Source organism: Tardiphaga robiniae (assembly GCF_001618955.1).
GTDB classification, from domain to species: Bacteria; Pseudomonadota; Alphaproteobacteria; order Rhizobiales; family Xanthobacteraceae; genus Tardiphaga; species Tardiphaga robiniae_A.
Genome location: NZ_LVYV01000054.1, coordinates 302,477 through 313,157, shown reverse-complemented (window position 1 = coordinate 313,157; position 10,681 = coordinate 302,477). Strand labels below are relative to the sequence as shown.

Sequence of the window (10,681 nt, the reverse complement as noted above, 5' to 3'; positions counted from 1 at the left end):
CCCCAGGATCTTGCTGATGCCGTTCTGGCTTACAACAGCACACCCCGAAAGTGCCTTGACTGGCACACCCCCGCTGAGCTCTTTGCTCGACAGCTGTTGCACTTCGAGTGGGAATCCACCTCCCCGCTTTCGCGGGGACGACAGTTTAAATCTCCACCACCTGTCCCGGCTTCAGCGCCATAAACTTCTCGTTGGGCAATTCCGCCGCGCTGCATGCGGCAGCCAATCCTTTCACCGGTCCGTCAATCGCCTCATCGGTGAGCTGGAACGTCGAGTGATGGCTGGCCAGCGCCTGCTGCGCTCCGCAATCGCCAAGGGCCTTCACGGCGTCTTCCGGATTCATGTGCTGGTCCTTCATGAACCAGCGCGGCTCATAGGCGCCGATTGGCAGGATCGCGAGCCTGATAGCACCATGGGTCTCGCGCACGCGGCGGAAGTGCAGGCCGTCGCCATAGCCGGAATCGCCGACGATGTAGATCTTGCCCGCCGGCGTCTCCAGCACGAAACTCGCCCAGAGCGACTTGTTGCGATCGAACAGACCGCGCGCGGTCCAGTGCCGCGTCGGCACCAGTGTCACGGCGATGCCGTTGCCGAGCTCGACGCGATCTGTCCAGTCATAGGCCTCGGCCTTGATCGTGCTGTCGGCGCTCTTCATGGTGACGTCATTGCCGAGCGGCGTGATCACGCGCGGCGCAAATTTAGCCGATAGTTTCGACAGTGTCGGAAGATCGAGATGGTCGTAGTGACCGTGCGACACCAGCACGATGTCGATTTTCGGTAACTTGTCGAACGCAATGCCGGGTGCGGCGTGGCGCTTCGGGCCGGCGAACGAGAATGGCGAGACACGGTCGGACCACACCGGATCGAACAGGATGTTGATCCCGGCGGTCTGGATCAGCCAGCTCGCGTGACCCACGTAACTAAAGCGAACGCCCGTACCTTCGACCTTGGCCGGCGGCGTATCGGCAAACTCGTTCTCGACCCAGTCGGGCCAGACCTCGCGCGTACGGCCGCCGCCGAATTGCCAGCGCAGCACTTCGCCGAGTGACCTCGGCGGCGCGCCATCGGGATCGAAGAAGATCTTGCCGTCGAAGTGATCGGAGACGGGGCCGTCATAATTGGTCATGCGGGAAGCCCAGATGGCCGACAGCCCCGCCGCTGCGGCGAGGCCGCCGACGGATGCGAGAAGCTTGCGGCGGGTGATGGTCATGAAACCGAGGGGCGAAAAAGGGAACTGAGGTGAGCGATCACTCACATCTAGGCCTGCTCGTGCAGAAATCCAATTGCCTATTGTCAATTTAATCGCTTGCCGCAGAAAATGCCTTGCATCTTGAACGGGTTGCCGTTTCCAGCGACGGCGCGGCGGCCATATTTCCTTGACTCGCCGGGCCCCGGCGCTGTAAGTCCCCACCAATTCTCGAAAAGTTCTCTTTTCGACCCGCCGACCGGTCCTGGAGACCGGAGGTCAACGCCCGACAGCGCGATGCGCCCTCGGGCGCAAAAGTGTTTGGTTCTTCGTCATCACAGGGATGGCGATATCGGAAGCGAAGCAGCGATGTTCGACAATCTGTCGGAACGACTTGGCGGAATTCTCGACCGGCTCACCGGACGCGGTGCGCTGTCCGAGGCTGATGTCGATGCCGCGATGCGCGAAGTGCGCCGCGCGCTGCTTGAGGCCGACGTCTCGCTCGACGTGGTCCGCTCCTTCATCGATCGCGTGCGTGAGCAGGCCATTGGCGCCACCGTCGTCAAGTCGGTCACGCCGGGCCAGATGGTCGTCAAGATCGTCCATGACGAGCTGGTCGCGACCCTCGGCGCCGATGGCGAAGGCGGAATCGATCTTCAGGCTGTCCCGCCCGTCGCCATCATGATGGTCGGTCTGCAGGGCTCGGGTAAGACCACCACCACCGCGAAGCTCGCGCGTCGTCTCACCCAGCGCGACAAGCGCAAGGTGCTGATGGCGTCGCTCGACGTTTATCGTCCAGCTGCCATGGAGCAGCTCGCGGTGCTCGGGCGCGATCTCGACATCCAGACACTGCCGATCGTCGAAGGCCAGAAGCCCGCCGAGATCGCCAAGCGCGCGCTGTCTGCGGCCAAGCTCGGCGGCTACGACGTGGTGCTGCTCGACACCGCCGGTCGCACGACGCTCGACGAAGAGATGATGTCGGAAGCGATCGAGATCAAAGCCATCGCGCAGCCGCATGAAGTGCTGCTGGTCGCGGATGCGCTGACCGGTCAGGACGCTGTCAATCTCGCACGCTCCTTCAACGAACGCGTCGGCCTCACCGGCATCGCGCTCACGCGCGTCGACGGCGATGGCCGCGGCGGTGCTGCGCTGTCGATGCGCGCCGTCACCGGCAAGCCGATCAAGCTGATCGGTACCGGTGAAAAGACCGATGCACTGGAAGACTTCCATCCGAGCCGCATCGCCGGCCGCATTCTCGGCATGGGCGACGTCGTCTCGCTGGTCGAGCGCGCGGCTGCGAATATCGATGCGGAAAAGGCTGCGCGCACCGCAGAGCGTATGCGCAAGGGCCAGTTCGATCTCACCGACATGCGTGAGCAACTGATCCAGATGACCAATATGGGCGGTCTCTCCGGCCTGATGGGCATGATGCCCGGCATCGCCAAGATGAAGAACCAGATCGCCTCCGCTGGTCTCGATGACCGCGTGGTGAAGCGCCAGATCGCCGTCATCGATTCGATGACGCGTCAGGAGCGCAAGAATCCCGACCTTCTCAAGGCCAGCCGCAAAAAGCGTATTGCTGCCGGTGCCGGCCTCAAGGTCGAGGAAGTCAACAAGGTGTTGAAAATGCACCGGAACATGGCCGACATGATGAAGGCCATGGGCTCCGGCAAGCGCGGCCCGATGGCTGGCATTGCGCAGGCCATGGGCTTCGGTGGCGGTGGCATGCCGTCGCCCGAACAGATGAAGGCGATGGCCGAGAAGATGCCGGGCGGGATGCCGCAGGGCATGCCGTCATTGCCGAAAGATTTCCCGGGCCTGTCGGGCCTGGGCAAACCGACGCTGCCGGGACTCGGTGGCTTTCCCGGTCTCGGGAAAAAGAAATAACGCGATCAATTCAACTCACATTCAAATCGAACATACTTAGGAGAATCCCATGTCCGTCGTCATTCGCCTCGCGCGCGCAGGCACCAAGAAGCGCCCCGTCTATCACGTCGTCGTCGCCGACTCGCGTTTTCCGCGCGATGGCCGCTTCATCGAGCGTCTCGGCTACTTCAATCCGCTGCTCGCCAAGGACAACGAGCTGCGCCTGAAGCTCGACCTCGACAAGACCAAGGCCTGGATCGCCAAGGGCGCGCAGCCGTCGGATCGCGTCGCTCGCTTCCTCGATGCCGCCGGCGTTGCCAAGCGCGAAGCCCGCAACAATCCGGAAAAGGCCGTGCCGCGCAAGGAACGCAAGGCCGCCGCTGAAGCCGCAGCCAAGAAGTAAGGCGGAGTGCCAACCGCGCAAATCTGCGTCGCGCGCATCGGCGCGCCGCATGGTGTGCGCGGTCAAGTCCGGCTGTGGACCTTCACCGAAGATCCATTCGCCGTGCTCGACTACGGTCCGCTTGCCACCAAGGACGGCAAGCGGAGCTTTGAGGTCGATGACGTGCGCGAGGCCAAGGGCCATCTGGTCGCGACGCTGAAGGGTGTTGCGTCTCGCGAAGATGCCGAGCGCCTCAATGGCGTTGAGCTATATGTGGCGCGCGATGCGCTGCCCGACACCGAAGACGATGAATATTACCACGCCGATCTGATCGGTCTCGCTGCGGTCAATGCCGCGGGCGATGCAATCGGCCGTGTCGTCGGCATCCATAATTTCGGCGCCGGCGATATCATCGAGATCGCGCCGCCCGAAGGCGCGACCCTGTTGCTGCCATTCACCAACGCGGTGGTGCCGACCGTCGATATAGCTGCCGGCAAGGTCGTGATCGAATTGCCCGGTGAGATCATCGGCGACGATCCGACCGCGGCATAGCGATCAGACTTTCAACGCTTCAGCAATCGTCTCGGCAAACGGCGTGGTCGGTCGTCCGATGAGCTTGCCGAGCGTGCGGCTGTCGTCGAACAGCGCGCCATCCGCTGCCGCCGTATCCGACGTCGCAATCAGCTCCGCGAGTTCTGATGGAAGCCCCGCACCGAGCAGCGCCGCCTTGAAGTCGGCTTCCGGCAGGCGGACATAGGCGACAGTCTTTCCGGACTGCTTTGTGATCTCCGCTGCGAAAGCTTCCAGCGTGTAAGCCTGATCGCCGGCCAGTTCATAGACCTTGCCTGCATGTTCATCTGCCGATGTCAGCACGATTGCGGCTGCCGCCGCATAGTCCGCACGCGTTGCCGACGCGATGCGGCCATCGCCGGCGCTGCTGATCAGCGCATTGTGCGCCAGTGCCGCGGGGATCGATGCCGTGTAGTTCTCTGTGTACCAGCCGTTGCGCAGCAGCACGAAGGGAATGCCGGAGGTGCGGATCAACTCTTCGGTCGGCAGATGCTCTTTCGCGACTGAAAGCTTCGAGGTATCCGCACGCAGCACGCTCGTATAGGCGATCAGCTTCACGCCGGCGCGCTTCGCTGCGTCGATGACATTGCGGTGCTGCACCACGCGCTGTCCCAGTTCATTCGACGAGATCAGGAGCAGGCGGTCGATGCCCTTGAGGGCGGCGTCCAGCGCCTCCGGTTTGCTGTAGTCGGCGGCGACGACCGAGACGCCCCTGGCGGCGAGATCGGCGCCCTTGGCCGGATCGCGCAGGCCGGCGACGATCTGGCTGGCCGGGACGAGTTTGTGCAGGGCGTCGATGGTGAGGCGGCCGAGCTGGCCGCCGGCGGCGGTGACGAGAATACGGTGGTTCGACATGGCGGGATCCTGTATGGTCTCTGATTGAACACAGGTATTGAATAGAGACCGCCTGCCGTTTCCGTAAGGAGGCAGGTTTTTCTCGCCAGGTTACTTGGAAGTGACCTGCAGTCGGCCGGAAGGAACCTCTGATGCCCGTCGCCCCTCCCCAAAAGACGCCCTTGGCCACCCAATTCGACGAATGGCAGGCGCGGGGCTTCGACGCTAACGCCTGCCCGGTGCGCAACGTGCTGGATCGTATAGGCGACAAATGGACATCGCTGCTGATCGTGGCTCTGGCTGCCAAGCCGCGCCGCTTCAGCGAGCTGCATCGCGCCGTGCCGGATATTTCCAAACGCATGCTGACGCAGTCGCTGCGCGATCTGCAGCGCGACGGGCTGGTCACCCGCCATGTGTTTCCCACCAAGCCGCCGTCGGTCGAATATCGTCTCTCGCCGCTGGGGCAGTCGGCGCTCGGGCCACTGGCTGGCCTGATCGACTGGGCCGAGCGCAGCTTTGCCGAGATCAAGGCCGCGCGCGCGGCGTTCGACGCCGGCGACACCAGCGAGCAGATGTCGGCGGCCTGAGTTGGTGATCCTCCCGGGGGTTTGACGCCTCGCGCCGGACGCGCGATGGAGAGCCATGACTTCCGAACCCACACCATGGCGCGCGACGGTGCTGACGCTGTTTCCCGAGATGTTTCCCGGGCCGCTCGGTATCAGCCTTGCCGGCAAGGCGCTGGCCTCCGGCCTGTGGGCGCTGGACGCGCGGGATATTCGCGCCTCGGCTACCGACAAGCATCGCAGCGTCGATGATACGCCCGCCGGCGGCGGGCCGGGCATGGTGCTGCGTGCCGACGTGCTGGCGGCGGCGATCGATGCGGTCGATGCGCAGGATCGTCCCAGGCTGGTGATGAGCCCGCGCGGTCGGCCATTGACCCAGGCGCGGGTCGCCGAACTCGCGGCCGGTCCCGGCCCACTGATCGTCTGCGGCCGGTTCGAGGGCGTCGACCAGCGCGTTATCGACGCCCGTGGGCTCGAGGAAGTCTCGATCGGCGACTATGTGCTGTCCGGTGGCGAAATCGCAGCCATGACGCTGATTGATGCCTGTGTGCGGCTTTTGCCGGGGGTGATGGGTAAATTGGCCTCGGGGACCGACGAGAGCTTTTCCGATGGGCTACTGGAATACCCGCAATATACCCGCCCGCAGGTGTTCGAGGACCGCCAGATCCCGGATGTGCTGACCTCCGGCGACCACGCCAAGGTCGCCAAATGGCGGCTCGCCGAGGCCGAGGCGCTGACTGCCGCGCGGCGGCCCGATCTGTGGGCAGCGCGTCCGAAAGCTCCGGAATCGGGCAGAAAACGAAAACCGCCAAAAATCACGACGGGCGAGTGACACAGACGGTGACAACGGCTTTGCTTTCCCGTATAGCAGCGCCAAATCCGTGCACTGGCAGGGTAAAAGTTTCGAGCGCAGCCCGCGCAATGTCTGGGCGCGCCGCCGATGGAGATTTTGATGAACATTATCCAGACGCTTGAAAAAGAGCAGTTCGACCGCCTTTCCGCCACCAAGTCGATTCCGGAATTCGGTCCCGGCGACACCGTCATCGTCAACGTGAAGGTTGTCGAAGGCGAGCGTTCCCGCGTGCAGGCCTATGAAGGCGTTTGCATCGGCCGCAACGGCGGTGGCATCAATGAGAGCTTCACCGTTCGCAAGATCTCCTACGGCGAGGGTGTCGAGCGCGTGTTCCCGCTGCTCTCCCCGATGATCGACTCCATCAAGGTCGTGCGCCGCGGCAAGGTGCGTCGCGCCAAGCTTTATTACCTGCGCGATCTGCGCGGCAAGTCGGCCCGCATCACCGAGAAGAAGACCGAGCGTCCGGCCAAGGTCGCTGCTGCTGCGGCTGCTGCCAAGTAAGCTTTCCGCACCATCAAATTGTGCGAGACGAAAAGCGCGGCGCAAGCCGCGCTTTTTTTGTTGTGCGGAGCTCGCATACCTTCGCCGCATTGGCGAAATTGAACCCGAGTGCTATATTACTGGAATGCTTCTAGATCTGCACCAGCACGCGCTTCGCATCGTCATCGACGATCACAGCCGGCTGCCCGGGCGCTTCTTCGGGCGCTTCACGACGTCTGTCGTGGCCGCGCTTCGAAAGCTCTGACGCCTACTCTCTGACCGCCATTTTTCAGTCGCGTGTCTCGCGCCGTCAAACCGGCCCCGCTTTCAGCAGCACGCAACTGGCCCACCGTTTTCTTTCGAGGCCTGATCTCATGACCGACTCTGCAAAACCGACTACCCTGTACGACAAGATCTGGAACGATCATCTGGTGCATGAAGCCGATGACGGCACGGCGCTGCTCTATATCGATCGCCATCTGGTGCATGAAGTCACGAGCCCGCAGGCTTTCGAAGGTTTGCGCATCACCGGCCGCAAGGTACATGCGCCTGAGAAGACCCTCGCCGTGGTCGATCACAACGTGCCGACCACCGATCGCACGCAGCCCAATCCCGATCCGGAAAGCACCGAGCAGATCGCGACGCTGGCCGAGAATGTGCGCGAATTCGGCATCGAATATTACAACGAGTTCGACAAGCGTCAGGGCATCGTTCATGTCATCGGCCCCGAGCAGGGCTTCACGCTGCCGGGCACGACGATCGTTTGCGGTGACAGCCACACCTCGACGCATGGTGCGTTCGGCGCGCTGGCGCATGGTATCGGCACGTCAGAAGTCGAACATGTGCTGGCGACGCAGACGCTGATCCAGAAGAAGGCGAAGAACATGCGCGTCACCGTCGACGGCATTCTGCCCGACGGCGTCACCGGCAAGGATATCATCCTGGCCATCATCGGCGAGATCGGCACAGCCGGCGGCACCGGCTACGTGCTGGAATATGCCGGCGAGGCGATCCGTGCGCTGTCGATGGAAGGCCGCATGACGGTCTGCAACATGTCGATCGAAGGCGGCGCCCGCGCCGGCCTGATCGCGCCGGACGAGAAGGCCTATGAATTCCTGAAAGGTCGCCCGATGTCGCCGAAAGGCGAGATGTGGGAACAGGCAGTGCGCTACTGGGAAACACTGCGCTCCGACGAAGGCGCGCATTTCGATCACGAGATCCGTCTCGATGCCGCCAAGCTGCCGCCCATCGTCACCTGGGGCACCTCGCCGGAAGACGTCATCTCGATCACCGGAAAGGTGCCGAATCCCGCCGATATCGCCGATGAAGCCAAGCGCCTCTCCAAGGAGCGCGCGCTGGCCTATATGGGCCTGACCGCGGGCACCAAAATCACCGACATCAAGCTGGATCGCGTCTTCATCGGCTCCTGCACCAATGGCCGCATCGAGGATTTGCGCGCTGCGGCCAAGGTCGTCGACGGCAAGACCGTCAACGGCCATGTCTCGGCGATGATCGTGCCGGGCTCCGGTCTGGTGAAGGAACAGGCGGAAGCCGAAGGCCTCGACAAGATATTCCTGAAGGCCGGCTTCGAATGGCGCGAGCCCGGCTGCTCCATGTGCCTGGCGATGAACCCCGACAAGCTGGCGCCGGAAGAACGCTGCGCGGCCACCTCGAACCGCAACTTCGAGGGCCGTCAGGGCCACAAGGGCCGCACCCATCTGGTATCGCCGGCGATGGCGGCTGCGGCCGCGATCGCGGGACATTTTGTCGATATCAGAGAGTGGCGATAATCCGTCCTCGCTGACGACAGCGCCATTCCAGGCATGATGCGGCGTCGCATCGGATGTGACGTGATCGTTGCGCCTGATGCGATATCAGTCAGGTGCCTGCCGGGCGCGTTGGATCTGGTCGTGTCACAAGAACGGGCGTATGTCTGTGATTAGGCAATCACGCTTACCCATTTAAAGATATATTCTCGCAACATAAACGCGAAGGTTGTGTTTCTTCCTGGCCCGAGGCATCATGCGAATGAGCTTCGAACAATGGCCTGCGGAGAACTGCATGTCTCACGGCTCTGCCCACGGCTTCAATGTCGATCCGCGCCTACTCTACGATGGTCCGGAGTTCGAAGAGTTCTGCATCTCTGTCAAAGGCTATCTGAGCGCGCGACGCGATCGGGGCTCTTGTGCGACCTGTGCACTCTCAAACCTGTGTCAGGCGGGTTTCGAACATCAGGTATCGCTTGTCGTGGATGGCGAGGATCCCAGCCTGACCAAGGATTGCCAGACCGCGCCGAGTGAACTCACGCCAGAAAATCTCTTCAGCGGTCTTACCGATGAGCAAATCGCATTCGTCAGAGTTCACGTCCCAGGCTTGAACAAGGAGAGCGACAATGTCTGACACATCGTCAATGCAGCTCGAAGCAAAGAAGCAGCTCATCGCCAAGGCCGAGACCGTCTCCAAGCATCAACTCGAAGCGAAACGCCAACTTTCCGAGAAGGCGTCGCTGACGAGCAAAATGCAGATCGAGGCCAAAAAGCAGCTTGCCGAAAAGCTCGATCTGACGAGCCGCATGCAGCTGGCCGCAAAGAAAGTCAAATAGCCAGGCGCGGACTAGAGAGTCGCAGATCGCGTCATGCCAAATGGCGCGCCTGCCGCTAAGCGCTGTCGTTGAGGCCCGGATCGCCGGCTTATCGGTACGATCCCGGAGGTATAGTCTCGCACGACGCGGCCGAATCTGGCAAATTCTCGGTCCATGCCTCGCGCACCCGTCAAACCCATCGCACTGACCAACACGACGGCTCGCCGCATCTGGTTGCGCGCGCAGGGGCTCGATGCGCGTGCGCCGTTCGGCGACGGGGCGGAGGCTGTGAAGGCTGCGGTCCAGCATCTCGGCTATGTGCAGATCGATACGATCAACGTGATCGAGCGCAGCCATCATCACATCCTGTTTTCGCGCATACCAAACTACAAGCGCGCGGATCTCAGGCAGGCGCAGACCCATGACAAGAGCGTGTTCGAATACTGGACCCACGCGCTAGCCTATGTGCCGACCGATGACATCGGCTTCTTCGTGCCGGACATGAAATATTATCGCCGTGAGGGCCATGGCTGGTTCGCCTCGGTGACGCCGGCGGACAAGCGCAAGGTCATGCGGCTGGCGAAAGCCGGCCCGTTGTCGATCCGCGATATCGATGACGATGTCCTGCGCGAGAAGGATCACGAATGGGCTAGCCGCAAGCCGTCAAAGCGGGCGCTGCAGCTTGCGTTCTATGAGGGGCACCTCACGATCTCGGAACGGCAGGGTATGCTGAAGACCTATGATCTTCTGCTGCGGCATTTCGGTTGGGAGACGCTGCCGAAAGCGGCGAGCGCTACGGAGAAATTCGCCTATCTGCTGGATCGGGCGCTGCGGTCGCAGGGCATCGTCAGTCTGGATTCGATCTGCCATCTGGATGCACCGAGCAAGGCCGGCATACGCAAGCTGATCGAGGGGCGCGTGCGCAAAGGCGCGTTGGTGGCCGTTGCACTCGATGGCGCCGGCAAGCAGGAGCACTGGACGACGCCCACGGCGCTCGAAGACGTCAGCGAAGGCGAGGCCGGGCTGGTGCATGTGCTGTCGCCGTTCGATCCCCTCGTGATCCAGCGCAAGCGGACTAATTTGTTCTTCGGGCATGACCATCGCTTCGAGGCCTATGTGCCGAAGGAAAAACGCCAGCTCGGTTACTTCGCGCTGCCGGTACTGGTGGACGACCAGATCGTGGCTGCGGTCGATCTCAAGACCGATCGGCAGAAGCGCAAATTGCTGATGCAGCAATGGAGCTGGGTCGGTGAGGGCGCCAAGCCGAAGACGCCGCGCAAGGAATGGAAGCGGCGGATCGAGGAAGAGCTCGGACGGTTCGAGGCGTTTCAGTTGGGGGAGTGAACGACTAACACTCGGTCGTCAT

12 protein-coding genes are annotated in these 10,681 nt (G+C 62.5%); 10 read left to right on the top strand and 2 right to left on the bottom strand.

The window, feature by feature from the left end; genetic code table 11:
• Window positions 1-145: 145 nt before the first annotated feature.
• Window positions 146-1,210, bottom strand: a complete 1,065-nt coding sequence (locus tag A4A58_RS26880) for an MBL fold metallo-hydrolase (RefSeq protein WP_068737954.1) — start codon at window positions 1,208-1,210, stop codon at window positions 146-148.
• 345 nt (window positions 1,211-1,555) lie between these two features.
• On the opposite strand from A4A58_RS26880, the gene ffh reads away from it, so the two are divergent.
• Genes ffh through rimM form a run of 3 tightly spaced genes read left to right on the top strand, consistent with a single transcriptional unit; the run spans window position 1,556 to window position 3,986 of the window.
• Window positions 1,556-3,073: a signal recognition particle protein gene (gene ffh / locus A4A58_RS26875; RefSeq protein ID WP_068737952.1), complete on the top strand. Its 1,518-nt coding sequence runs from the start codon at window positions 1,556-1,558 to the stop codon at window positions 3,071-3,073.
• Window positions 3,074-3,122: 49 nt separating this feature from the next.
• The gene (rpsP, locus tag A4A58_RS26870) at window positions 3,123-3,455 is read left to right on the top strand and encodes a 30S ribosomal protein S16 (RefSeq protein WP_068737950.1); all 333 of its coding nucleotides are present in this window, start codon (window positions 3,123-3,125) and stop codon (window positions 3,453-3,455) included.
• A gap of 6 nt (window positions 3,456-3,461) precedes the next feature.
• Window positions 3,462-3,986 (top strand): ribosome maturation factor RimM, encoded by a 525-nt coding sequence (gene rimM, locus A4A58_RS26865; protein ID WP_068737948.1) that lies wholly within the window; start codon window positions 3,462-3,464, stop codon window positions 3,984-3,986.
• Window positions 3,987-3,989: 3 nt separating this feature from the next.
• On the opposite strand, the gene A4A58_RS26860 is transcribed toward rimM, so the two are convergent.
• Window positions 3,990-4,859 carry an SDR family oxidoreductase gene (locus tag A4A58_RS26860; RefSeq protein ID WP_068737946.1) on the bottom strand — a complete coding sequence of 290 codons (870 nt, stop codon included), beginning with the start codon at window positions 4,857-4,859 and terminating at the stop codon, window positions 3,990-3,992.
• Between the two features lie 131 nt (window positions 4,860-4,990).
• Here A4A58_RS26860 and A4A58_RS26855 point away from each other — a divergent pair, with 131 nt between their 5' ends.
• From A4A58_RS26855 to A4A58_RS26825, 7 genes are all read left to right on the top strand, one after another.
• A complete protein-coding gene (locus tag A4A58_RS26855) occupies window positions 4,991-5,425 on the top strand; it encodes a winged helix-turn-helix transcriptional regulator (protein ID WP_068737944.1) in 435 nt (144 codons plus the stop codon).
• A gap of 55 nt (window positions 5,426-5,480) precedes the next feature.
• Entirely contained in the window at window positions 5,481-6,233 is a 753-nt protein-coding gene (gene trmD / locus A4A58_RS26850; RefSeq protein ID WP_068737942.1) for a tRNA (guanosine(37)-N1)-methyltransferase TrmD, read from the top strand.
• 120 nt (window positions 6,234-6,353) lie between these two features.
• Window positions 6,354-6,755 (top strand): 50S ribosomal protein L19, encoded by a 402-nt coding sequence (gene rplS, locus A4A58_RS26845; RefSeq protein WP_068737940.1) that lies wholly within the window; start codon window positions 6,354-6,356, stop codon window positions 6,753-6,755.
• A 353-nt stretch (window positions 6,756-7,108) separates the two neighbouring features.
• Window positions 7,109-8,524, top strand: coding sequence for a 3-isopropylmalate dehydratase large subunit (leuC, locus tag A4A58_RS26840; protein WP_068737938.1), 1,416 nt, complete (start codon window positions 7,109-7,111; stop codon window positions 8,522-8,524).
• Window positions 8,525-8,795: 271 nt separating this feature from the next.
• Window positions 8,796-9,134, top strand: a complete 339-nt coding sequence (locus A4A58_RS26835; protein WP_139069952.1) for a hypothetical protein — start codon at window positions 8,796-8,798, stop codon at window positions 9,132-9,134.
• Entirely contained in the window at window positions 9,127-9,336 is a 210-nt protein-coding gene (locus A4A58_RS26830) for a hypothetical protein (RefSeq protein ID WP_068737934.1), read from the top strand. The genes A4A58_RS26835 and A4A58_RS26830 overlap by 8 nt, the downstream gene beginning before the upstream one ends.
• 153 nt (window positions 9,337-9,489) lie before the next feature.
• Window positions 9,490-10,659, top strand: a complete 1,170-nt coding sequence (locus A4A58_RS26825) for a winged helix-turn-helix domain-containing protein (protein WP_068737932.1) — start codon at window positions 9,490-9,492, stop codon at window positions 10,657-10,659.
• Window positions 10,660-10,681 lie beyond the last annotated feature (22 nt).